The following is a 22,468-nucleotide window of genomic DNA, read 5'->3' as shown; positions in this document are numbered from 1 at the left end:
TAATATTCAATGTGGAAAAAAACACATTTTTTAGAATGCATATACATGAGACTTGACTGGCAAATGAATATAATAAAAAATAACCAAAAATAAAACACGATGTGACAAAACATATCTCTGAATAGCTGATTGCAAGCGTCAATTAAGATAATTCATATTTGTTAATTAATATAACGTGTTTGTGAAAATGGATGATGGCGACGACAACTGGATGTCATAACCGTGTGATATAAGGCATTCCTGTCATGAAGAAGTTTTTCGTTTTTCTGCTTTCATGGTTTTCAATAAATTCCGTGTATGCAGAAGACTTACACAATACCGTTAAAGACGCATTAGCTAATCACCCTGAAGTTAATGCGGCTATAAATAGTCGCTATTCAGCAGAAAAAGAACTCCGTGCGGCACAAGGTGGATATTTACCCGCATTGAATTTAAATGCCGAAACCGGGCGTAAAAATATTGATGATGCGACCACCCGTGCCGCAGGCAGCACAAACGGGCTGACTCAATCCCCCAATGGCGCGACGCTCAGCCTGGAGCAAAATGTGTTTAATGGTTTTGCCACCCATAGCGACGTTGCACGACAAAAAGCGACCGTTGATTCACGGGCATTTGGCGTGATGAACACCAGCGAAAGCACCGCTTACACGGTAATTCAGGCCTATTTTGATGTGCTGCAGCGCGAGGAGTTTGTTCGCCTGGCAGAAGATGATCTCGCTAACCACGAGCGCATTTACGACCAGATAAAACTGCGTACCGATCAGGGCGTGGGCCGCTCCGGCGACTTTATGCAAGCGGAAGCTCGTCTGGCGCAGGCACGGAACAATTTGCTCACCGAGCAAACCAACCTGGAAGACGCGAAGACCACGTTTGTCAGTGTAAGCGGTCAAGATCCTGAAGGATTAAGCCTGCCGGAAAGCATTGACGCGCAGCTCCCGACCTCACTTGCCGACGCCAAAAGCCGGATGGAAAACAACAACCCGTTACTGAAGTCTGCCAACGCCGACATCGAAGCCGCACATCAGCAGTATGAAGCGTCAAAATCGACCTTCTACCCACGTGTCGACGTTGAGCTGTCTCGGGGTATCAGCAATAACACCGATACCACCCGCGCGCACACTGAAGAGTGGGAAGCGATGGTAAAGCTGCATTACAACCTGTACCAGGGCGGCAGCGACAAAGCCAACATGGAATCTCGCGCCTACCTGCATAAACAGGCTCAGGATGTGCGCAATAACACCCTGCGCCAGTTGAATCAGGAGCTGCGCCTGGCGTGGACTGCATTACAAAATGCGCGCGCTCAGCTGCCGTCGGCGGAAGAATATGCCGACCGAAGCGTGAAAGTTCGCACCGCCTATCAGGACCAATTTAGTCTGGGTGAACGTACGCTGCTGGATTTACTCGACAGTGAAAATGAAGTGTTCTCCTCTAAACGTCGTCTGGTTGAATTACGTTACCTGGCCATGACCAGCGGGTATCGAATTAGCGAACGCACCGGTGAATTAATGAGTATTCTAAAAATCGCACCGCCGCCATCGGGGCAACCTGTAGATACCGCAGCAGGAAATAACCTGCCGGAACTTCATTAATCATTATTTATACAAATAAACATCTGAGCTGCACACTTATTATTAGCATGCTATTTTTAAGTCGTGCAGTCAGAAATGGTTGCTAAAATGAGTGCACAAGCTGAATTATTAAATGAAGTCCCGGAGAATTCTGATAGCACAAATTCTCAATATCATGATCCCCGTAGCTATAATGACGACCCTTTATTAGATAGCTTACTCATTCTGTGTTCTTTGCACGGTAAACCCGCCAGTCGAGCAACATTAAGCAGCGGCCTGCCATTAGAAAACGATCGGCTCACACTGAATATATTTCCCCGTGCCGCTGCACGCGCCGGTTTAAAAGCCCGGGTGGTGACGCGCGCGCTCGATAAAATCCCCGCCATGTCCCTGCCCGCCGTTCTGTTACTGCGCTCCGGGGGAACCGGGGTGTTACTGGGCTGGAATGATGACGGTAGCGCCCGCTTTATGCCCAGCGAAAGCGAAGGAGGCGAAATCACCGTCGATGCCACCACGCTTGCGCAGAACTATGCCGGCAAGGTAATTTTTGCTCACCCGCGCCACGAATTCGATTTGCAGGCAGAAGCATTTTTACCGCGTACTAAATCCTGGTTTAAAGATACGCTCAAGCTATCGCGCTTTCTGTATATGGATGCCGTGCTGGCCAGTCTGCTGATCAACCTGATTGCGCTCGGCACGCCGCTGTTTACCATGAACGTCTACGACCGCGTGGTGCCGAATCAGGCGACGGTAACTCTGTGGGTGCTGGCGGTCGGTATCTGCCTGGCTTTTGTCTTTGATCTGATCTTAAAAATGCTGCGCAGCATCTGCCTGGATATTGCTGGCAAAAAAAGCGATCTCATTATCTCCTCGACCCTGTTTGAACGCATTATCGGTATGGAGATGAAGGAGCGCCCTGCGCGCGTGGGCAGCTTCGCGCAAAACATCCACGAGTTTCAGTCGCTGCGCGATTTTCTCTCCTCGCTCACCCTGACCACCATTATTGACCTGCCCTTTACCCTGCTGCTGCTGGTTGTCATCGGCATTATCGGCGGGGCGCTGGCGTGGATCCCGGTCCTCACGCTGCCGGTTGCGCTGCTGTGCAGCTGGGCATTGCAAAAACCGGTTAACGCCGCGGTGGAAAAAACCATGAGCCTGGCCAGCGAACGCCAGGCGCTGCTGATTGAAACATTAAGCAGCCTGGATGCCATCAAAGTGAATAATGCTCAGAGCGAGCGCCAGTATCTGTGGGAGCAAACGCTGGGTAGCCTGAGTCGTCTGGAACTGCGTGTGAAAACCTTGTCCAGCCTGGCCAGCAACCTGACCGGCTGGTTCCAGCAGATCTCTGGCGTGGTAATGATCATCGTCGGCGTATACATGATAATCGGCGGCAAGCTGAGTATGGGCGGCCTGATCGCCTGCTACATGCTCAACGGTCGCGCCTTAATGCCGCTGGGCCAGTTAACTGGCCTGATTGCCCGCTATCAACAGGCGAAGCTGACCATCAAAAGTACTGAGAAAATGATGTCGCTGGCGCAGGAACGCCGGGCGGATGAAACGCCGCTCAAACGTGAACAACTGCAGGGCAGCATAGAATTTCGCGATGTGGACTTCAGCTACCCGGAACAAAAAAGCCTGTCGCTCAACAAGATCAACCTGACCATTTCGCCCGGTGAGCGTGTAGGCATTATCGGTCGTAGCGGCTCCGGTAAAAGCTCACTGAGTAAATTGATCGTTAATTTGTACCCGCCCAGCGCCGGTAACATCCTGATCGACGGTGTCGATGCGCGCCAGCTGGACGTCAACGATCTGCGCCACAGCATCGGCTACGTCCCGCAGGACATCCAGTTATTCAGCGGAACGCTGCGCGACAACTTGCTTTGCGGCGCGCGCTATGTCGATGACGAAACTATGCTGCGCGCGGCAGAACTTGCGGGAGTGAACGACTTCGCCCGCCTGCACCCTGACGGCTATAACCTGCAGGTCGGCGAGCGTGGCTCGCGGCTTTCTGGCGGGCAACGCCAGGCCGTCGCGCTCGCACGTGCGTTATTACTCGATCCCCCTTTGCTGCTGCTGGATGAACCCACCAGTTCGATGGACAACACCAGCGAAGAGCAGATCAAACACGCGCTGGCCCCCTGCATTGCAGGTAAAACGCTATTACTGGTTACTCATCGCGCCTCAATGTTGTCGCTGGTTGACCGCCTGATTATTGTTGATAAAGGACGCATCATTGCCGACGGCCCGAAAGCGGTCGTGATGGATGCGTTAAAAAAGGGGCAGATAAATGCGTCTCGCTGATTTCCTGGCTCGCGCCCGCCGCTCTGTACAGCCCTACTTTCGTGCCCGCGATGAAAATCAAACTGACAGTATCAATGACGTCAGCCACGCCATTATTGATGACGCCCCGAGGGTGATTCGCCTGACGCTGTGGGTGATTCTGGCGTTGGTGCTGCTGGCCTTCGTGTGGGCGGGCTTTGCCAGCATTGACGAAGTGACGCGCGGCGAAGGTAAAGCGATCCCCTCGTCAAAACTGCAAAAGATACAGAACCTGGAAGGCGGGATTGTTACCGAGCTGTACGTGCATGAAGGACAAATCGTTAACGCCGGTACGCCACTGTTGCATCTCGACGATACCCGTTTTGCCTCTAACGTCGGTGAAACAGAAGCCGATAAACTCGGCCTGCGGGCGAAGGTGGAACGCCTGACGGCAGAGGTTGAAAACCGGGACTTTGTTATCTCAGAAGAGATAGCCAGCAAAGCACCGGACGTCGCCCGCGGAGAAACAGAACTGTACAACAGCCGTCGCGCGCAATTTCACAACGAAATCTCCGGACTTGAAGAGCAGTTGGTACAGAAGAAACAGGAACTGCGCGATGTTGAATCAAAAGAAGATCAGTTTAAGCGCAGTCTCGGGTTAATTCGCCAGGAAATCAAAATGTCCGAGCCACTGCTTGCCTCCGGGGCGATCTCGAAAGTCGAGCTGCTGCGTCTGCGCCGTACTGAAGTAGAAACCGCCGGGCAGTTAAATTCTATCAGCCTGACGTTGCCTAAAGTCGCTTCAGAAATAAAAGAGATTGAGAACAAAATTGGCGAAAGTCGCGGTCGCTTTCAAAGCGATGCGCTGGCCCAGTTAAACGAAGCCCGTACCAATCTGAGTAAGGCGCAGGCCAGCGTCAAAGCACTGGAAGACCGCGTGAATCGTACTATGGTCACCTCGCCGGTCCGCGGTATCGTCCAGCAGGTCATGGTGAATACCATCGGTGGGGTGATTCAACCCGGTAGCGATCTGGTGGAGATCGTCCCACTTGATGACAAGCTGTTGGTTGAAGCCAAAATACAACCGCGCGATATTGCCTTCCTTCATCCGGGCCAGCACGCGATGGTGAAATTTACCGCCTACGACTACACCATCTATGGTGGCCTTCAAGGTGAAGTGGTACAGATAAGCCCGGATACGGTTACGGATAAACAGGGGCGGAGTTTCTATATTGTCCGTTTGCAAACGGATAAAAACTATCTGGGGACGAAAGAGCACCCGATGTTGATTATTCCCGGTATGGTGGCCAGCGTCGATATTCTCACCGGTAAGAAGACGATTCTTAGCTATCTACTCAAACCGATTATCCGCGCACGTGCGGAAGCACTGAGAGAACGTTAATGGCTCTGCGCCCCCAGTCATAGCCCTGGGGGCGTACGCGGTTATGATGGGATATAAGAAGTGAGCTTTCCGCGATTCAGGCTAATTTTTCCATCGCTAACCAGTTCCTGTAATACCTTGTGGATGGCACTGCGCGAGATATGGTTACGCGCCAGAATAAAGGTATACACCGACGTTTTTTCGCGCACCTCAGGTGCCATCGCCCAAATATACTTCACATGTTCAATAATCAGCTCGCGAATAGTACGGTGCGATTGCAGGGTCTCGCGCTGAAAATAGCGTTGCAGATGGTGCGTTAAGATATCAAACGCCTGCTTCCATAAATTTTTAGCGGTGAACAGGAGATCGGCATTCTGCACGCTCATTGCCCACATTTCACAATCGGTGTCACAGCGTAAATAATGTCCTGCCACTTCGGTGCGCATTTGCGGTAGCCCGAGAATAGCGGGTGCTGAAATACTGACCGTGACCAGGTCATTTTCTACACGATAAACAGAGACCGTCCCTTTCTCCAGAAATAAGATATGTCCATCGACCTTCAGGTCAATACGCTGGCGTTTTTTCCGTAAGGAGAGCCAGGCGTTATCTGATTTCTTAATTTCATCACCAATAAGTACTACCGACTTCTCTATTTCATTCTGGAACATGGATATCTCTGCTACAAATTTATGCCTGACAAAAAAACAGAAACAAAAATAAATGCCAGCTTAATAACATGCTGACATTTATTTCCGTTTATATTTTTATGTTAATCCGGATGCTACGCACTACAGGTACGACAAACATCGCAACCATCATGGTTTCACCACCCGCATTCCCAGGTGCTTTGGCGCGTTTTCGGTGTGAACCGTGTTCTCGCGTGGTGATGCCGAACAGTATATTGCGCAGTCCAAAGAGAATTAATGCTTATCGCCTTTGTCATCATTATTTCTTCTTTCTCTTCTTTTCGCAATAGCCAGAAAGATACAATTATTTGATTCCTATATGTTTTATTTTCATTAACAAACCATTACTGTTGTTGTGCTATGATACTAAATTGCAACATTTCGCGGTTCTGGCTGCAGAATCTGACAGACATTGGTGGTCCTGATGGCCGGGATGTTTTTAATGCCACCCCACCAATGAAAGCATCATCAAGAGTAGAGACATCATGTCTGAGACTGGTAACATCAGTTATCTGATTGAAAGAAAAATCATCTTTACACCAGCGACTCAATGCCTGGCGAGAGTGGATCAACCCGAGCTACAGATAAAGCTCAAGCACTCAGCATCATTATGTCTTTTATTACTCATCCAAAATCACGGAAAAGTGGTTTCGCAAAACGAACTACTGGAATTTGGCTGGGGTGAAAACCATCGTCAGGCAAGCTTCAATGCTTTTTATCAGAGTATTCTCTCGCTGCGTAAAAGTTTACTTCAGTTAGAACTGGAAGCATCCTTTATCACAACCATTACCCGTAAAGGGCTGATCATCCAGGACACATTTAGCATTGAGGAAATTGACACGCCGGAGAATTGCCCTGCGGCAATAGAAGAAGATTGGCCGCCCAATACCGACCTCACTGAGTTTTCAGATAATACCGCACATAAAACACGGATAACCAGGACAGAATCTGTACTGGTCTTACTGACTATTATCATCTGCGGTCTGATACTGTATCCGTGGAACACCCGTGATAATTATTTTTCCGGTTATATTGCCACCCAAAATACCCACTCAAACTGTAAGTATTATTTTAATAACGATGCCAGCGATTTCTCCCGACACACTGCTTTTATCGATAAGAACCCAGGGTTGTGCCAGGACAATAAATTTATCTATATAACGACGTATCCTGAGTCCAAAAAACTGTCAGTGATCCAGTGTCGCTCCCCTATAAACGGAGAGCAGAAGAAGAATACCTGTCAGTCGGTCTATTACCCACGGTACGATAGCTAATGAACTTACCTTCCCGCGCGCCCAAAATCAGAACACAAACAGGTATTATCCTGCTGCTTTGTCTTGTGGTTATCAGTATTGTGAGTTTTTGGCAGCAGGGTAAAAATCATAGCCATCTACATAATCTAGCCTGTCGTGCTACGATCGAGATCGTACGCGATACTGCCTCGTTTCGCGGGATCATCGATATCAAAAGTGGGGACAGTAAAGGTATTGTGAATATTGATGGCATCATCAAAGATGCAAACAACAGCGAGCAAACCGTGCAACGCATGGTGTTGTTTACCCACTCCAGCTATGGCTCAAGCCCGGTATGGGTATCGCAGAACATCCATATATCAAATCGTGAAACCGCCCCTGTCAGTATCATCCAGCAACTCCTGCCCGATTTCTTCCTGACCAATACCAGCGTCTCTAATGTCGATCTTTTCTCGCTGAATAAAGAAACCTACCTGATCACTAAAGAAGGCATCCCCTACCTGTACTGTCAGAATTATGACTTGCCCGAGAGTGAATAGTGACACCGTATTTTTGCGCCAAAGTGACGGGTGAATGTCTGGGGTAGTCGGTGATAAGATACTCTATTGTGGCTGAACTGAGGCTTGCCGTTGCAGCCCTTCAGGCTGCTTTCGATAGTGAAATTTATGGGTTTATGTGAGTCTACAGGGGGTTCACATGAGACTGCCCGAGTACCTAAAAATATTAAAAAACGAGCATAATCAATATGAAAGAGTCACTTGATACGGACTTCACCAACCACACCCCCATGATGCAGCAGTATCTTAAGCTGAAGGCTCAGCACCCGGAGATCCTGCTGTTTTACCGCATGGGCGACTTTTACGAACTGTTTTATGACGATGCCAAACGTGCGTCGCAGCTGTTGGATATCTCGCTGACCAAGCGCGGCGCATCCGCGGGCGAACCGATCCCGATGGCGGGCATTCCCCACCACGCGGTAGAAAACTACCTCGCAAAACTGGTGAATCAGGGGGAGTCGGTTGCCATTTGCGAACAAATTGGCGACCCTGCCACCAGCAAAGGTCCGGTTGAGCGCAAAGTTGTCCGCATCGTCACGCCCGGTACCATCAGCGATGAAGCGTTGTTGCAGGAGCGTCAGGACAACCTGCTGGCCGCCATCTGGCAGGACAGCAAAGGCTACGGCTATGCCACGCTAGACATCAGTTCCGGGCGCTTTCGCGTCAGTGAACCCGCCGACCGTGAGACCATGGCGGCAGAATTACAGCGCACTAACCCGGCAGAACTGCTGTATGCCGAAGATTTCGCCGAGACCTCGCTGATCGAAGGCCGTCGCGGACTGCGTCGCCGTCCGCTGTGGGAATTTGAAATTGATACCGCCCGCCAGCAGCTTAACTTACAGTTTGGCACGCGGGACCTGATTGGCTTTGGTGTCGAAAACGCACCGCGCGGATTATGTGCCGCAGGCTGTCTGCTGCAATATGCGAAAGATACCCAGCGCACCTCGCTGCCGCATATTCGTTCCATCACCATGGAGCGCCAGCAGGACAGCATCATTATGGATGCCGCCACACGCCGGAATCTGGAGATTACCCAGAATCTGGCCGGCGGTATCGAAAATACGCTGGCCTCGGTGCTCGACTGCACCGTCACCCCGATGGGCAGCCGTATGCTTAAGCGCTGGCTGCATATGCCGGTTCGCGACACCAAAATCCTCACCGAACGTCAGCAGACGATCGGCGCCCTGCAGGATGTCACCAGCGAATTACAGCCGGTTCTGCGTCAGGTCGGCGATCTGGAGCGTATTCTGGCTCGCCTGGCACTGCGTACCGCGCGTCCACGCGATCTGGCCCGTATGCGCCACGCCTTTCAGCAATTACCTGAACTGCATGCACAGCTGGAAGGTGTCGACAGCGCGCCGGTACAGATGCTGCGCGAGAAAATGGGCGAGTTCAGCGAACTGCGTGAACTGCTGGAACGCGCCGTCGTTGAAGCCCCGCCGGTACTGGTACGCGACGGTGGCGTCATTGCGCCAGGCTATAACGATGAACTGGACGAGTGGCGGGCGCTGGCCGATGGCGCGACCGACTATCTTGACCGACTGGAGATCCGCGAGCGTGAACGCACCGGGCTGGACACGCTTAAGGTTGGATTTAACGGTGTACACGGTTACTACATTCAGATCAGCCGCGGTCAAAGCCATCTGGCGCCCATTAACTACGTGCGCCGCCAGACGCTAAAAAATGCCGAACGCTACATCATTCCTGAACTCAAAGAGTACGAAGACAAAGTCCTGACCTCGAAGGGTAAAGCGTTGGCGCTGGAAAAACAGCTGTACGACGAACTCTTCGACATGCTGTTACCACACCTGGCGGATTTACAGCAGAGCGCCAGTGCGCTGGCCGAGCTCGACGTGCTGGTCAATCTGGCAGAACGGGCTTATACCCTGAATTACACCTGCCCGACCTTCACCGACAAACCCGGCATTCGTATTACCGAAGGCCGTCATCCGGTGGTTGAACAGGTGCTGACCGAACCGTTTATTGCCAACCCGCTGAATCTTTCACCTCAGCGCCGGATGTTGATCATCACCGGGCCGAATATGGGCGGTAAAAGTACCTATATGCGCCAGACCGCACTGATCGCCCTGCTGGCCTACATCGGCAGCTATGTTCCGGCGCAAAAGGTTGAGATAGGTCCGATCGATCGCATCTTTACCCGCGTGGGCGCAGCGGATGACCTGGCGTCCGGTCGTTCGACCTTTATGGTTGAGATGACCGAAACCGCCAATATTTTGCATAACGCCACCGAGAACAGCCTGGTGTTGATGGATGAGATTGGGCGCGGCACCTCCACCTATGACGGTCTGTCGCTGGCATGGGCGTGCGCAGAAAATCTTGCCAATAAAATCAAGGCATTGACGCTGTTCGCAACCCACTACTTTGAACTGACTCAGTTAGCAGAGAAGATGGAAGGCGTTGCCAATGTGCATTTGGACGCATTAGAGCACGGCGATACGATTGCCTTTATGCATAGTGTGCAGGATGGTGCGGCAAGCAAAAGCTATGGTCTGGCCGTCGCTGCGCTGGCCGGTGTGCCGAAAGACGTCATCAAACGTGCGCGGCAAAAACTGCGCGAACTGGAAAGCATTACGCCAAATGCCGCCGCAACCCAGGTAGACGGGACGCAAATGTCGCTACTTTCAGTACCGGAAGAAACGTCTCCCGCTGTAGAAGCGCTGGAAAATCTCGACCCGGATTCCCTGACGCCGCGTCAGGCGCTGGAATGGATTTATCGGTTGAAAAGCCTGGTGTAACACTCGTTGTGCCCGATGTCGCTGCGCTCATCGGGCCTACAAAATACCGCTATATGCAAGCCGGGCATGGCAAAGCCACGCCCGGGATTTTGATTAGCGCTTACCTTCCGCCAGCAGCGGCGGGATGCTCGGCACCATTGGCGCGTCATCGATATCTTTTTGCGTCATGCGAAACGCCTGCGGGTAATGTTCGCGACTGGTACGGCGTAGCGGCTCGGTATCACGCCAGGTGTAAAGGCAGTGCTGGCACTGGTATACCGTCCAGACGCCTTTCACCGGCGAGGTTGCCATCACTTCAATATGTTCATCAGCACAACGTGGACAAATCATCTGCTACTCCTTATTTACGGTTGGCCAGCATGGCGGTCAGCTTTTCAGCCCAGGCTTTGGTTTCCGGTAAATCGCATACCGGTTGGCTGTAGTGACCACGGTTATCCGGTGCAACCGGGGTAGTGGCATCAATGATCAGCTTATCGGTAATCCCTGCCGGGCTGGAACCCGGATCCAACTCCAGCACCGACATGTTCGGTAACTGCACCAGATCGCCTGCCGGGTTGACCTTCGACGACAGCGCCCACATCACCTGCGGCAGGTTGAACGGGTCAACGTCCTCATCCACCATAATCACCATCTTCACGTAGCCCAGACCGTGCGGGGTGGTCATCGCCCGCAGGCCGACCGCCCGGGCAAAGCCGCCATAGCGTTTTTTAGTCGAGATAATCGCCAGCAGACCGTGGGTGTACATGGCATTCACCGCCTGTACCTCCGGGAATTCCGCTTTCAGTTGCTGATACAACGGCACACAGGTCGCAGGCCCCATCAGGTAGTCGATTTCGGTCCACGGCATACCCAAATACAGCGATTCAAAAATCGGTTTGGTGCGATAAGAGACTTTATCAATACGCACCACCGTCATATTGCGCCCCCCGGAATAGTGACCGGTAAACTCACCAAACGGGCCTTCGATTTCACGTTTGCGGCTTTCGATAACACCTTCGAGGATCACCTCAGAACCCCACGGCACGTCAAAACCGGTGAGCGGCGCGGTGGCGATCGGGTATGGGCTTTCACGCAGCGCACCCGCCATCTCATATTCAGACTGATCGTACTTCAGCGGCGTAGCGCCCATTAGGGTAATGATCGGATCATTACCCAGGGTGATGGCAATCGGCAGATCTTCACCGCGTTCTTCGGCTTTATGCAGATGCAGCGCGATGTCATGCATCGGAACCGGCTGTAGGCCAAGCTTACGTTTGCCCTTCACTTCCATGCGGTAGATGCCGACGTTTTGCTTGCCGAAGTTATCCGGATCCAGCGGATCGCGCGACACCACGCAGGCTTTGTCGAGATAGAAGCCCCCGTCGCCGTCGTTCAAACGAAACAACGGCAGAATGTCGAACAGATTAATGTCTTCGCCGTCGACAGTATTCTCAGCCCATGCCGGGTTCGCACGGCGCTCCGGGGCAATCGGAAATTTATCCCAGCGTCGGATAAACTCATCAATCTGTTTTCTGACCGGCGTATTGATCGGCAGCCCCATCGAAATGGCATGGTTTTGCCATGAGCCGATGGTGTTCATCGCCACACGGGCGTCGGTAAAGCCACGAATATTGTCAAACCACAGCGCCGGTGCGCCGTCGCCGATACGCCCGGTCGCATTAGCGGCCGCGGCCAGATCCGGCTCAGCGTTCACCTCTTCGCTGATTTTCAGCAATTGCCCCTGGTCGTCCAGCGCCTGCAAGAAACCGCGCAAATCATCAAATGCCATTATTCATTCTCCTGTGAAAAATTCTGCGCCGGTCGTAAACCCTGCCAGCGACGGGCGTTCGGATGTTCCAGACCAAACTGATCGAGGACGCGCGCCACAATGTGCTGCGTGATGTCGTCGATCGTTTGGGGATGGTTATAAAACGCGGGCATCGGCGGCACCATCGCGACGCCCATGCGGGAAAGTGCGAGCATATTCTCCAGATGGAGGGTACTCAGCGGCATTTCACGCGGCACCAGCACCAGTTTGCGACCTTCCTTCAGCACCACGTCGGCAGCACGGCCCACCAGCCCTTCGGCATAGCCTGCGCGAATTCCGGCCAGCGTTTTCATGCTGCAGGGGATAATAATCATGCCGTTGGTGTGAAATGAGCCGGAAGAGATCGTCGCCGCCTGGTCCGCCGGGTTGTGGCAATAATCCGCCAGCGCAGACACCTCGCGGACGCTATAAGGCGTTTCCAGTTCAATCGTGGTTTTCGCCCACTTCGACAGCACCAGATGTGTTTCCACCTCCGGCATTTCCCGCAGCGCCTGTAGCAGCGACACACCAAGCGGTGCTCCCGTTGCACCGGTCATCCCTACGATCAGTCTCATTCAGCCCCTCAATATTTGTTCGTGTACGAACATTTTAGCTAAAATACGCTCTCGATACATTTCAGGCAAGGGTGACTCGCACAGATAGCTAAAGAAACGATCGTTAAAAAATGGCGCATTACCCGCTATGATAGAAGCCGACCGCGATCCCGGAGTCCCTATGCCGTTACGAAATAAAGCCTTTCACCTGTTACGTCAGCTTTTTCAGCAGCATACGTCACGCTGGCAACACGAATTACCGGAGCTCACCAAGCCGCAGTACGCAGTGATGCGCGCTATTGCCGAGCATCCCGGCATTGAACAGGTTGCTCTCACCGAAGCCGCGGTCTGCACCAAGGCCACGCTTGCCGAGCTGCTGAGCCGTATGGAAAAGCGTGAGCTGGTCAGGCGTGAACACTTCCCGGCGGATAAGCGTCGTCGGTTTGTCTATTTGACTGAGCAAGGTGAGGCACTACTGGCAAGCGCAGCGCCGCTGGGCGATAGCGTTGATGATGAGTTTCTGGGCAGGTTGAGCGAGGAAGAGCGTGAACAGTTCACGCAACTGGTACGCAAGATGATGGGGTAATTCTGCCGGATGGCAATAAACCAAGAAAAAGGCCAGCCTCACTGAGACTGGCCTTTCTTGATAGAACTGTGCTTACTCGCGGAACAGCGCTTCGATATTCAGTCCCTGTGTCTGCAGGATTTCACGCAGACGACGCAGACCTTCAACCTGAATCTGACGAACACGTTCACGAGTGAGACCAATTTCACGGCCCACATCTTCCAGTGTCGCAGCTTCATACCCTAGCAGACCGAAACGACGTGCCAGCACTTCACGCTGTTTGGCGTTCAGTTCGAACAGCCATTTGACGATGCTCTGTTTCATATCATCGTCTTGCGTGGTGTCTTCCGGACCGTTTTCCTTTTCGTCGGCCAGAATATCCAGCAACGCTTTTTCGGAATCGCCACCCAGCGGGGTGTCTACCGAGGTAATGCGCTCGTTGAGTCGGAGCATACGGCTGACGTCATCAACCGGTTTATCCAGTTGTTCAGCAATCTCTTCTGCGCTCGGTTCGTGGTCCAGTTTATGCGACAACTCACGCGCGGTACGCAGATAGACGTTCAGCTCTTTTACTATATGGATCGGCAGTCGGATCGTACGGGTTTGGTTCATAATCGCCCGTTCGATCGTCTGGCGGATCCACCAGGTTGCGTATGTTGAGAAGCGGAACCCGCGCTCCGGGTCAAACTTCTCGACGGCACGGATAAGCCCCAGATTGCCCTCTTCAATCAGATCCAGCAATGCCAGACCACGATTGCCATAACGACGGGCAATTTTAACCACCAGACGCAGGTTACTTTCAATCATGCGACGGCGAGAGGCTACATCTCCACGCAATGCGCGACGCGCGAAATACACTTCTTCTTCGGCTGTTAACAGTGGCGAATAACCAATCTCACCAAGGTAAAGCTGAGTCGCGTCCAACACACGCTGTGTGGCCCCTTGCGATAACAGCTCCTCTTCAGCCAAGTCGTTATCACTGGGTTCCTCTTCACTCAAGGCTTTTTCATCAAAAGCCTCTACTCCGTTCTCATCAAATTCCGCGTCTTCATTTAAATCATGAACTTTCAGCGTATTCTGACTCATAAAGGTGGCTCCTACCCGTGATCCCTAAACGGAACAAGCAAGTGAAAGCCTGGTTCCGCCGAATTATCGCTGCGGTAAATAGCGCAGCGGGTTTACGGATTTCCCCTTGTAACGAATTTCAAAATGCAAGCGTGTAGAGCTGGTTCCGGTGCTACCCATGGTAGCTATTTTCTGCCCCGCCTTGATTTCTTGTTGCTCCCGAACCAGCATTGTATCGTTATGGGCGTAGGCACTCAGGTAATCATCGTTGTGTTTGATGATAATAAGATTACCGTAACCGCGCAGTGCGTTACCGGCATATACGACGCGTCCATCTGCGGTCGCGACAATAGCCTGTCCCTTACTGCCTGCAATGTCGATCCCTTTATTGCCACCTTCGGTAGCCGCAAAGTTTTCAATCACTTTACCGTCAGTCGGCCAACGCCAGGTGGAGATTGGCGCACTGGTAGACGTTGAGCTTGCAGTCGATTCGGTTGCGCTAACTGCTGGTGCCGTTACTGGCGCTGTGACAACTGTCCCAGCAGGCTTGTTGTTCGGCAACATTTTGTTAGCACTTTGTTCACCTGAATCCTCAGAATACGTAATTGTTGGTTTCGAAGCAACAGCGACGGTGGAATTTTGTGCAGGGTTGGTCACAACTCCTTGCTGTGCTGCATCCGCCTGGGTGATGGCATTGCCGCCGGTAATCGGCGCACCCGATGCGTTGCCCACTTGCAGAGTTTGTCCCACATTCAGGCCATACGGGGCCGGAACGTTATTGCGTTGTGCGAGGTCACGGAAATCGTTCCCGGTTATCCAGGCAATATAGAAAAGTGTGTCACCTTTCTTAACTGTATAGGTGCTGCCGCCGGTATAGCTCCCTTTCGGAATGTTCCCATACTTACGGTTGTACACAATGCGTCCGTTTTCCGTCTGCACTGGCTGTTCAGCAACGGGCTGAATTTGTGTTGACTGCGTGGTTGGACGCTGCACCGGTTGGATCTGCGGCGTTTGCTGTGCAGTCGCCGTCGTGCCCATTTTAGGTGGAGGCGTGATTAGCATGCCAGAATTGGTGTTCGTTGGCGCACCGCCATCAACAGAGTTGACCGGCGCAGGCGGATTCGAGGTGTTAGAACAGCCTGCCAGCCATAACGAAACCAGTGACAATGCCGCCATGCGGCGAACGGTAAATTTGTGGCTTCCCGCGCTCATTTATCCCCCAGGAAAATTTGGTTAACAACCAGTGACGTAATCACCGTGCAAGGCATCGGGCTGGACACTGGAAAACGTGACCACGATACGCTTACTAATTCCAGAATATCCAGGAAAACTCCAGGTATTCAGAACCTATATCTACGCTAACTCCCCTTTAACTAAGGGTACGAAGCGTACAGCCTCCACGGTATCGATAATAAATTCGCCTCCCCGACGACGCACCCGTTTCAAATACTGGTGCTCGTCGCCCACGGGTAAGACGAGAATGCCGCCTTCATCCAACTGCGTCATTAACGCGGTAGGGATTTCCGGCGGTGCTGCTGTCACAATGATGGCGTCAAACGGCGCTCGTGCCTGCCAGCCTTGCCATCCATCACCATGACGGGTCGAAACATTATGTAAATCAAGCTGCTTCAGGCGACGACGCGCCTGCCACTGCAAACCTTTAATGCGCTCGACAGAACACACATGCTGCACCAGATGCGCCAGAATCGCTGTCTGGTAACCGGAACCGGTGCCGATTTCCAGCACCCGCGATTGTGGCGTCAGCTCAAGCAACTCGGTCATACGTGCGACCATATAAGGCTGCGAAATCGTCTGCCCCTGACCAATGGGCAGGGCGATGTTTTCCCAGGCCTTATGTTCAAACGCCTCATCAATGAATTTTTCACGCGGCACGGCGGCGAGCGCATCAAGGACAAGCTCATCTCTGATGCCCTGCGCACGTAATTGTTCAAGAAGAGTGTGTACGCGTCTGCTTACCATTGCGTGTCGACTCCCACGCTGTCTAACCAATCAGAAACAACCTGATGCGCGCCGTATGCGGTTAAATCAACATGCAGCGGCGTGACAGAAACATAGCCTTCATCGACGGCAGCAAAGTCCGTATCCGGCCCGGCATCGCATTTTTCGCCCGGCGGCCCAATCCAGTACAACGTGTTACCGCGCGGGTCCTGCTGTGGAATAACCTGATCCGCCGGATGGCGACTGCCGCAGCGGGTAACGCGAATACCTTTAATCTGATCCAGCGGCAAGTCCGGGACGTTGATATTCAGAATACGCCCGGTACGCAGCGGTTCGCGGCTCAGCGCACGTAAAATGCGGCAGGTAATCGCGGCTGCGGTATCGTAGTGTTTATGACCATCCAGTGAGACCGCCAGCGCGGGAAAGCCCAGGTGCCGGCCTTCCATCGCTGCCGCAACGGTTCCAGAATAGATAACATCGTCACCCAGATTAGGACCGGCGTTAATCCCGGAAACTACGATGTCCGGGCGCGGACGCATTAATGCGTTTACGCCCAGATAGACGCAGTCGGTAGGCGTGCCCATTTGCACGGCGATATCACCGTTTTCAAAGGTGAAGGTGCGAAGCGAAGATTCCAGCGTCAGCGAGTTAGACGCGCCACTGCGGTTACGATCCGGGGCAACTACCTGTACGTCAGCAAACTCACGCAGCGCTTTCGCCAGCGTTTGTATACCGGGCGCGTGGACCCCATCATCGTTACTCAGCAATATACGCATAATCACCCGTTGTGTTAATAAGTTCCCTTACTACACTGGTGGCAAAGCTACCTGCCGGTAGCCAGAAGCGTAACTCAACGGTTACGTCATCCCACCAGTTCCAGCTTAATTGTTGTGGGTACAGCAGCATAGCGCGACGCGATGCGTCGACTTTCTCACGCAATAATAAAGACTGCAGCACGCTTTCATCGGCAATGGCGGCCTGTTCAAACGCCAGCGCATCGCGCTGAGTTCCCCACTCACCGCAGCCGGGTAATGCAGCTGTAATCATTAATTCTCTTTCATTAACGCGACGCTGTAATTCAGCCTGTTCTTCAGGAGTGGCAACAAACCAACTTCCGCGTCCAGACAATTGTAGCGCATCGCCGTCAACAACTTGATTAAAGTCTGTTTTTTTCAATCGTTCATTGACTATTTGATTAAACAACGCGCTACGGGCTGCCGACAACCAAAAACTGCGTTTATTGCGATCGCGCACCGGTGCATCGCTTTGCGCCCAGCGCAGCGCCCCTTGCAGGTTACTGCCGGCGATGCCAAAACGTTGGGCACCAAAATAGTTCGGTACGCCGCGCTCGAGAATAGCCTGCAAACGTGCTTCAACGTCAGCGCGATCGCTGACTTCACGCAGCACCACCGTAAAGCCGTTACCTTTCAAGGCACCTAAACGCAGCTTACGCTTGTGACGGGCGTACTCCAGCACTTTACAGCCTTCAAGCTCAAATTTGCTTAAATCAGGCATGACATTGCCCGGCACGCGCGCGCACAGCCACTGCTCAGTGACCGCATGCTTATCTTTCTGCCCGGCGAAGCTGACTTCACGGGCATGAATTTTCAAAAACTTTGCCAGTGCATCGGCGACAAAACGAGTGTTACAGCCGTTCTTCAGGATGCGTACCAGAACGTGTTCGCCTTCTCCGTCCGGTTCAAAGCCTAAATCTTCGACCACCACAAAGTCTTCTGGATTCGCCTTCAATACGCCACGGCCCTGCGGTTTACCGTGGAGATACGTCAGATTTTCAAACTCTGTCATTTTGTAGCCTTTATGAGTAACGCCACCGCTTCACAGGCAATCCCTTCCCCACGCCCGGTAAAACCGAGTTTCTCCGTGGTGGTCGCTTTCACGTTAACATCATCCATATGACAGCCAAGATCTTCGGCAATAAACACGCGCATTTGTGGAATGTGCGGCAGCATCTTCGGTGCCTGCGCAATAATGGTCACATCCACATTGCCGAGCGTGTAGCCTTTGGCCTGAATACGACGCCAGGCTTCACGTAATAATTCGCGGCTATCTGCCCCTTTAAAGGCCGGATCGGTGTCCGGGAACAGTTTACCGATATCGCCCAGCGCTGCCGCGCCCAGTAGCGCATCAGTCAGCGCATGTAACGCGACGTCGCCATCAGAATGCGCCAGCAGCCCCTTTTCGTACGGGATGCGCACGCCACCAATGATAATTGGGCCTACGCCGCCAAAGGCGTGTACATCAAAACCGTGTCCAATTCGCATTATGCATTCTCCTGATATACACATCATCCTTCAAGCGGCCTCTTTGTTGGCTGCCTTTGTTCACCCCAGTCACTTACTTATGTAAGCTCCTGGGGATTCACTCAGTAGCCGCCTCGATGCAGCTTGAATGATTTTGTGTCTAGATTCTTCGGGTCAGATAAAATTCCGCAAGCGCCAGATCTTCCGGACGAGTAACTTTAATATTATCAGCGCGTCCTTCGACAAGCTGTGGATGAAAGCCGCAATATTCCAGCGCCGAGGCCTCATCAGTAATGGTCGCGCCTTCGTTGAGTGCTCGGGCCAGGCAGTGGTGTAATAACTCGCGGGGGAAAAACTGCGGCGTCAACGCGTGCCATAAGTCAGTGCGTTCGACCGTATGGGCAATGTCAGTTTTGCCCGGTTCCGCGCGTTTCATGGTATCGCGCACCGGTGCGGCAAGGATCCCACCTGTACGATTGGTTTCGCTTATCGCCAGTAAACGAGATAAATCGTCCTGATGCAGGCACGGTCTGGCTGCATCATGCACCAGCACCCAACGGGCATTTCCGGTGGCCTGCAAACCGGCCAGCACTGAATCGGCGCGCTCATTCCCGCCATCCACCACGGTGATTTGCGGGTGCGCTGCCAGAGGAAGTTCTGCAAAGCGGCTGTCGCCAGGGCTGATAGCAATGACGACATGCGTCACCCGGGGATGCGCCAGTAGCGCAGCAACCGAGTGTTCAAGAATGGTTTTATTGCCGATGGAGAGATACTGCTTAGGACACTCCGATTGCATTCGGCGGCCAAATCCGGCAGCCGGTACCACGGCGCAAACGTCCAATAAAGTGGCTGCCATGTTAAATCCTTGGCTGGTTTATCGATTGTTTTGCCCTGCAGTCTGAGCGCGTTTAGACGCGTCAGGCACCAGACGGTAAAAGGTTTCGCCCGGCTTGGTCATGCTGAGTTCGTTGCGCGCACGCTCTTCAATCGCTTCCTGACCGCCATTGAGATCGTCAATTTCGGCAAACAGCTGATCGTTACGCGCTTTAAGTTTCGCATTTGTCGCTTGCTGCGCAGCCACATCATCGTTGACGCGGCTATAGTCATGTATGCCGTTCTTACCGAACCACAGCGAATACTGAAGCCAGACCAATAAAGCCAGCAACAGCAGCGTTAGTTTACCCATCCTGCCCCCTGAAAAACGGCATCATCATCCCAAAACATCCGCAGACGACTCTCCGTCTACAGGCGGGAATACCGCGACAACGCGGGCAAATGTACCACATTTGCTCGTTGTTACGTATACCCCGTGTAAGGAGAACATAATCTCATTGTTGGTTACGGTTTGAATTATGACCAGTCCGCGTTTCAGCCTCAGTAGCCATATAAAGAGAAGGGAGATAGCCTAGCCCAGCAGCCACATAAACAATGCCCCGAACATCAGCCCCACCGTCAGCAGGGTACACGTCATGCTCAGGAACAGTCGTCCCTTCAATAACGAGTGCAGGGCGATTCCCGCCACAATCGCGACAGGCAGCAATGCAAGGAAAAACGGCCAGGTATAGAGGAAGAAAAACAGCGTGTTAGGGCCATACATAAGACATGGAATGCCCAGCGCCAGCAACCACGCCACAAAACCGACCACGGCCCCCGGTAGTGACCAGATGGTTTCGTCGTCGGCATTGAAGGTGTCTGACTCTGCAATAGTAATGTTATGGCTGTTACGCATAGCTAATCCTGTGACCTTGACTGACCGAGCCGATAAGCTCGGGGATGTCTCAGGATCTGATAATATCTTGCTGCCTCAGCAGGTCTAATAATTGAGGAACCAAATTTGTTACCAATTGTTCACCATCAAGGTGAATCTCTGGCGATTCAGGCGCTTCGTACACCGCGTCAATTCCGGTGAAATTGCGCAGTTCACCCGCTCGCGCTTTTTTATACAGCCCTTTCGGATCGCGGGCTTCGCATGTCGCCAGCGGCGTATCGACAAACACCTCGATAAAACGCCCCTCGCCGACGCGCTCGCGGACCATTTGCCGCTCAGCGCGATGCGGGGAGATAAATGCCGTCAGCACCACCAGCCCGGCATCCACCATCAGGCTAGCGACTTCCCCCACCCGCCGGATATTCTCTTTGCGATCGGCGTCGCTAAAACCCAGATCGCTGCACAGGCCATGGCGCACGTTGTCGCCATCCAGCAGATAGGTACTGACGCCCAGATTGTATAGTGCTTCTTCCAGCGCCCCTGCCACCGTCGATTTACCCGAGCCGGAGAGCCCGGTAAACCACAGCACAACACCACGGTGACCGTGGCGTTGCTCTCGCTGTTGCGGCGTAACGGGATGGGCATGCCAGACGACGTTTTCGTCATGCTGCGCCATTACTTTCCTCCCAGCAAATCGCGGGCATTCCAGTGCGGGAAGTGACGACGCACCAGTGCATTCAGTTCCAGTTCAAACGCGCTGAACGGGGATGTCGTGGCCTGTTGCTGCTCGATGGGTTCGCGGATCAGGCCCGCCCCCACGGTGACGTTGGTCAGGCGGTCAATAATAATCAGGCCGCCCGTCACTGGGTTATGCTGATAGGTATCCAGTACCAGCGGTTCATCAAACGTCAAATTAACCAGGCCAATACCATTCAGCGGCAACGCGTCGACCTCACGCTGAGTCAGGTTATTGATATCAACCTGATACTGCACGTTATCTACGCGGGCACGCGTCTTTTTGCCCGCGACTTTGATGTCATAGCTCTGACCTTCCGACAGCGGTTGTTCCGCCATCCATACCACGTCAACGGCAGCATGCTGTACCGCAGGCAACACTTCGCGAGCATCCAGCAACAGGTCGCCACGGCTGATGTCGATTTCATCTTTCAGTACCAGAGTAATCGCTTCGCCCGCATGCGCTTCCTGGAGGTCGCCGTCAAAGGTGACGATCCGCGCGACGCTTGATTCAACGCCAGACGGCAGCACTTTGATTCGCTGGCCTACCGTTACGCGACCGGAGGCAAGAGTTCCGGCATAACCACGAAAATCCAGGTTCGGGCGATTCACATACTGTACCGGGAAGCGCATCGGTTGGGCATCAACAGCCCGCTGGATCTCTACCGTTTCCAGTACCTCCAGCAGCGTCGGGCCGCTATACCATGGCATGTTTTTACTCTGGGAGGCCACGTTGTCGCCTTCCAGCGCAGAAAGCGGCACAAAGCGAATATCCAGATTGCCCGGCAACTGTTCGGCAAAGGTCAGATAATCTTCGCGAATGCGGGTAAATGTTTCTTCGCTGAAGCTCACCAGATCCATTTTATTGATCGCCACCACCAGATGTTTGATCCCCAACAGCGTGGAGATAAAACTGTGGCGGCGAGTCTGGTCCAGCACACCTTTACGTGCATCAATCAGCAGGATCGCCAGATCGCATGTGGACGCACCGGTGGCCATGTTCCGGGTGTACTGCTCATGCCCTGGCGTATCGGCAATAATAAATTTGCGTTTCTCCGTGGAGAAATAGCGGTAGGCCACGTCGATGGTGATCCCCTGCTCACGCTCGGCCTGTAACCCGTCAACCAGCAGCGCCAGATCCAGTTTCTCACCCTGGGTACCATGACGTTTGCTGTCGTTATGCAGCGTTGAGAGCTGATCTTCGTAAATCTGGCGCGTGTCGTGCAGCAGGCGGCCAATCAGCGTGCTTTTCCCGTCATCCACGCTGCCGCAGGTTAAAAAGCGCAGCAGGCTTTTGTGTTGCTGGGCAACCATCCAGGCTTCAACGCCGCCTTCATTAGCAATTTGTTGTGCAAGTGTCGTGTTCATGGCGGCT

Annotated in this window: 22 protein-coding genes; 7 read left to right on the top strand and 15 right to left on the bottom strand. The window is 53.0% G+C overall.

Translation table 11 applies throughout. The features are described from left to right. Positions 1-245: 245 nt before the first annotated feature. From AC3ITF_RS04580 to AC3ITF_RS04570, 3 genes are all read left to right on the top strand, one after another. Positions 246-1,589, top strand: a complete 1,344-nt coding sequence (locus AC3ITF_RS04580; RefSeq protein WP_181695327.1) for a TolC family outer membrane protein — start codon at positions 246-248, stop codon at positions 1,587-1,589. 75 nt (positions 1,590-1,664) lie between these two features. After that, complete coding sequence (locus AC3ITF_RS04575; RefSeq protein WP_174361386.1) at positions 1,665-3,869, top strand: type I secretion system permease/ATPase; 2,205 nt, start codon at positions 1,665-1,667, stop codon at positions 3,867-3,869. After that, a complete protein-coding gene (locus AC3ITF_RS04570) occupies positions 3,856-5,229 on the top strand; it encodes an HlyD family type I secretion periplasmic adaptor subunit (protein ID WP_096755933.1) in 1,374 nt (457 codons plus the stop codon). The genes AC3ITF_RS04575 and AC3ITF_RS04570 overlap by 14 nt, the downstream gene beginning before the upstream one ends. 41 nt (positions 5,230-5,270) lie before the next feature. Here AC3ITF_RS04570 and AC3ITF_RS04565 read toward each other — a convergent pair whose 3' ends face one another. Continuing rightward, positions 5,271-5,876 carry a helix-turn-helix domain-containing protein gene (locus AC3ITF_RS04565; RefSeq protein WP_096755932.1) on the bottom strand — a complete coding sequence of 202 codons (606 nt, stop codon included), beginning with the start codon at positions 5,874-5,876 and terminating at the stop codon, positions 5,271-5,273. Positions 5,877-6,379: 503 nt separating this feature from the next. Here AC3ITF_RS04565 and AC3ITF_RS04560 point away from each other — a divergent pair. From AC3ITF_RS04560 to mutS, 3 genes are all read left to right on the top strand, one after another. After that, positions 6,380-7,168: a winged helix-turn-helix domain-containing protein gene (locus AC3ITF_RS04560; protein ID WP_174361387.1), complete on the top strand. Its 789-nt coding sequence runs from the start codon at positions 6,380-6,382 to the stop codon at positions 7,166-7,168. After that, the gene (locus AC3ITF_RS04555) at positions 7,168-7,686 is read left to right on the top strand and encodes a hypothetical protein (protein ID WP_117343157.1); all 519 of its coding nucleotides are present in this window, start codon (positions 7,168-7,170) and stop codon (positions 7,684-7,686) included. Before AC3ITF_RS04560 ends, AC3ITF_RS04555 begins: the two co-directional genes overlap by 1 nt. Before the next feature lie 206 nt (positions 7,687-7,892). Continuing rightward, entirely contained in the window at positions 7,893-10,460 is a 2,568-nt protein-coding gene (mutS, locus tag AC3ITF_RS04550; RefSeq protein WP_489176168.1) for a DNA mismatch repair protein MutS, read from the top strand. A 93-nt stretch (positions 10,461-10,553) separates the two neighbouring features. On the opposite strand, the gene AC3ITF_RS04545 is transcribed toward mutS, so the two are convergent. The 3 genes from AC3ITF_RS04545 to AC3ITF_RS04535 are packed head-to-tail and all read right to left on the bottom strand — an operon-like array spanning position 10,554 to position 12,821. Then, entirely contained in the window at positions 10,554-10,790 is a 237-nt protein-coding gene (locus AC3ITF_RS04545; RefSeq protein ID WP_096755928.1) for a non-oxidative hydroxyarylic acid decarboxylases subunit D, read from the bottom strand. Positions 10,791-10,800: 10 nt separating this feature from the next. Then, positions 10,801-12,228 carry a non-oxidative hydroxyarylic acid decarboxylases subunit C gene (locus tag AC3ITF_RS04540; RefSeq protein ID WP_117343154.1) on the bottom strand — a complete coding sequence of 476 codons (1,428 nt, stop codon included), beginning with the start codon at positions 12,226-12,228 and terminating at the stop codon, positions 10,801-10,803. Beyond that, positions 12,228-12,821: a non-oxidative hydroxyarylic acid decarboxylases subunit B gene (locus AC3ITF_RS04535; RefSeq protein WP_117343153.1), complete on the bottom strand. Its 594-nt coding sequence runs from the start codon at positions 12,819-12,821 to the stop codon at positions 12,228-12,230. The genes AC3ITF_RS04540 and AC3ITF_RS04535 overlap by 1 nt, the downstream gene beginning before the upstream one ends. 160 nt (positions 12,822-12,981) lie before the next feature. On the opposite strand from AC3ITF_RS04535, the gene AC3ITF_RS04530 reads away from it, so the two are divergent. After that, positions 12,982-13,386, top strand: coding sequence for a MarR family winged helix-turn-helix transcriptional regulator (locus AC3ITF_RS04530; protein WP_117343152.1), 405 nt, complete (start codon positions 12,982-12,984; stop codon positions 13,384-13,386). A 72-nt stretch (positions 13,387-13,458) separates the two neighbouring features. Here the strand turns inward: AC3ITF_RS04530 and rpoS are convergent, their stop codons facing one another. From rpoS to cysN, 11 genes are all read right to left on the bottom strand, one after another. Beyond that, positions 13,459-14,451 carry an RNA polymerase sigma factor RpoS gene (gene rpoS / locus AC3ITF_RS04525; RefSeq protein WP_000081498.1) on the bottom strand — a complete coding sequence of 331 codons (993 nt, stop codon included), beginning with the start codon at positions 14,449-14,451 and terminating at the stop codon, positions 13,459-13,461. A gap of 63 nt (positions 14,452-14,514) precedes the next feature. After that, entirely contained in the window at positions 14,515-15,597 is a 1,083-nt protein-coding gene (gene nlpD, locus AC3ITF_RS04520) for a murein hydrolase activator NlpD (protein ID WP_310471111.1), read from the bottom strand. Between the two features lie 186 nt (positions 15,598-15,783). Beyond that, positions 15,784-16,410, bottom strand: coding sequence for a protein-L-isoaspartate O-methyltransferase (pcm, locus tag AC3ITF_RS04515; RefSeq protein ID WP_096755923.1), 627 nt, complete (start codon positions 16,408-16,410; stop codon positions 15,784-15,786). Further along, a complete protein-coding gene (gene surE / locus AC3ITF_RS04510; protein WP_096755922.1) occupies positions 16,404-17,165 on the bottom strand; it encodes a 5'/3'-nucleotidase SurE in 762 nt (253 codons plus the stop codon). Before surE ends, pcm begins: the two co-directional genes overlap by 7 nt. Then, positions 17,146-18,195, bottom strand: coding sequence for a tRNA pseudouridine(13) synthase TruD (gene truD, locus AC3ITF_RS04505; protein WP_115257612.1), 1,050 nt, complete (start codon positions 18,193-18,195; stop codon positions 17,146-17,148). Before truD ends, surE begins: the two co-directional genes overlap by 20 nt. Then, positions 18,192-18,671 carry a 2-C-methyl-D-erythritol 2,4-cyclodiphosphate synthase gene (gene ispF / locus AC3ITF_RS04500; RefSeq protein ID WP_003034167.1) on the bottom strand — a complete coding sequence of 160 codons (480 nt, stop codon included), beginning with the start codon at positions 18,669-18,671 and terminating at the stop codon, positions 18,192-18,194. Before ispF ends, truD begins: the two co-directional genes overlap by 4 nt. Positions 18,672-18,810: 139 nt before the next feature. Further along, positions 18,811-19,506 carry a 2-C-methyl-D-erythritol 4-phosphate cytidylyltransferase gene (gene ispD / locus AC3ITF_RS04495; protein WP_489176167.1) on the bottom strand — a complete coding sequence of 232 codons (696 nt, stop codon included), beginning with the start codon at positions 19,504-19,506 and terminating at the stop codon, positions 18,811-18,813. A gap of 18 nt (positions 19,507-19,524) precedes the next feature. Beyond that, the gene (gene ftsB, locus AC3ITF_RS04490; RefSeq protein ID WP_003034163.1) at positions 19,525-19,836 is read right to left on the bottom strand and encodes a cell division protein FtsB; all 312 of its coding nucleotides are present in this window, start codon (positions 19,834-19,836) and stop codon (positions 19,525-19,527) included. Positions 19,837-20,055: 219 nt separating this feature from the next. Beyond that, entirely contained in the window at positions 20,056-20,379 is a 324-nt protein-coding gene (locus tag AC3ITF_RS04485) for a DUF3561 family protein (RefSeq protein ID WP_117343149.1), read from the bottom strand. Positions 20,380-20,428: 49 nt separating this feature from the next. Beyond that, positions 20,429-21,034, bottom strand: a complete 606-nt coding sequence (gene cysC / locus AC3ITF_RS04480; protein ID WP_115257610.1) for an adenylyl-sulfate kinase — start codon at positions 21,032-21,034, stop codon at positions 20,429-20,431. Continuing rightward, positions 21,034-22,461 (bottom strand): sulfate adenylyltransferase subunit CysN, encoded by a 1,428-nt coding sequence (gene cysN / locus AC3ITF_RS04475; protein WP_146716651.1) that lies wholly within the window; start codon positions 22,459-22,461, stop codon positions 21,034-21,036. The genes cysC and cysN overlap by 1 nt, the downstream gene beginning before the upstream one ends. Between the last annotated feature and the right edge of the window lie 7 nt (positions 22,462-22,468).

This window comes from Citrobacter sp. KH_055_1 (assembly GCF_057838705.1).
The sequence above is the reverse complement of the archived record's forward strand: the minus strand, read 5'-3'. Positions and strand labels throughout refer to the sequence as shown.

Excerpts from the sequence above, each read along its gene's own strand:
- ispD (WP_489176167.1), bottom strand. The coding sequence starts at position 19,506 with ATGGCAGCCACTTTATTGGACGTTTGCGCCGTGGTACCGGCTGCCGGA.
- AC3ITF_RS04540 (WP_117343154.1), bottom strand. The coding sequence starts at position 12,228 with ATGGCATTTGATGATTTGCGCGGTTTCTTGCAGGCGCTGGACGACCAG.
- rpoS (WP_000081498.1), bottom strand. The coding sequence starts at position 14,451 with ATGAGTCAGAATACGCTGAAAGTTCATGATTTAAATGAAGACGCGGAA.
- AC3ITF_RS04560 (WP_174361387.1), top strand. The coding sequence starts at position 6,380 with ATGTCTGAGACTGGTAACATCAGTTATCTGATTGAAAGAAAAATCATC.
- AC3ITF_RS04545 (WP_096755928.1), bottom strand. The coding sequence starts at position 10,790 with ATGATTTGTCCACGTTGTGCTGATGAACATATTGAAGTGATGGCAACC.
- surE (WP_096755922.1), bottom strand. The coding sequence starts at position 17,165 with ATGCGTATATTGCTGAGTAACGATGATGGGGTCCACGCGCCCGGTATA.
- mutS (WP_489176168.1), top strand. The coding sequence starts at position 7,893 with ATGAAAGAGTCACTTGATACGGACTTCACCAACCACACCCCCATGATG.
- cysN (WP_146716651.1), bottom strand. The coding sequence starts at position 22,461 with ATGAACACGACACTTGCACAACAAATTGCTAATGAAGGCGGCGTTGAA.
- AC3ITF_RS04565 (WP_096755932.1), bottom strand. The coding sequence starts at position 5,876 with ATGTTCCAGAATGAAATAGAGAAGTCGGTAGTACTTATTGGTGATGAA.
- AC3ITF_RS04555 (WP_117343157.1), top strand. The coding sequence starts at position 7,168 with ATGAACTTACCTTCCCGCGCGCCCAAAATCAGAACACAAACAGGTATT.
- AC3ITF_RS04575 (WP_174361386.1), top strand. The coding sequence starts at position 1,665 with ATGGTTGCTAAAATGAGTGCACAAGCTGAATTATTAAATGAAGTCCCG.
- AC3ITF_RS04535 (WP_117343153.1), bottom strand. The coding sequence starts at position 12,821 with ATGAGACTGATCGTAGGGATGACCGGTGCAACGGGAGCACCGCTTGGT.
- AC3ITF_RS04530 (WP_117343152.1), top strand. The coding sequence starts at position 12,982 with ATGCCGTTACGAAATAAAGCCTTTCACCTGTTACGTCAGCTTTTTCAG.
- AC3ITF_RS04580 (WP_181695327.1), top strand. The coding sequence starts at position 246 with ATGAAGAAGTTTTTCGTTTTTCTGCTTTCATGGTTTTCAATAAATTCC.
- AC3ITF_RS04485 (WP_117343149.1), bottom strand. The coding sequence starts at position 20,379 with ATGCGTAACAGCCATAACATTACTATTGCAGAGTCAGACACCTTCAAT.
- truD (WP_115257612.1), bottom strand. The coding sequence starts at position 18,195 with ATGACAGAGTTTGAAAATCTGACGTATCTCCACGGTAAACCGCAGGGC.
- pcm (WP_096755923.1), bottom strand. The coding sequence starts at position 16,410 with ATGGTAAGCAGACGCGTACACACTCTTCTTGAACAATTACGTGCGCAG.
- AC3ITF_RS04570 (WP_096755933.1), top strand. The coding sequence starts at position 3,856 with ATGCGTCTCGCTGATTTCCTGGCTCGCGCCCGCCGCTCTGTACAGCCC.
- ispF (WP_003034167.1), bottom strand. The coding sequence starts at position 18,671 with ATGCGAATTGGACACGGTTTTGATGTACACGCCTTTGGCGGCGTAGGC.
- cysC (WP_115257610.1), bottom strand. The coding sequence starts at position 21,034 with ATGGCGCAGCATGACGAAAACGTCGTCTGGCATGCCCATCCCGTTACG.
- ftsB (WP_003034163.1), bottom strand. The coding sequence starts at position 19,836 with ATGGGTAAACTAACGCTGCTGTTGCTGGCTTTATTGGTCTGGCTTCAG.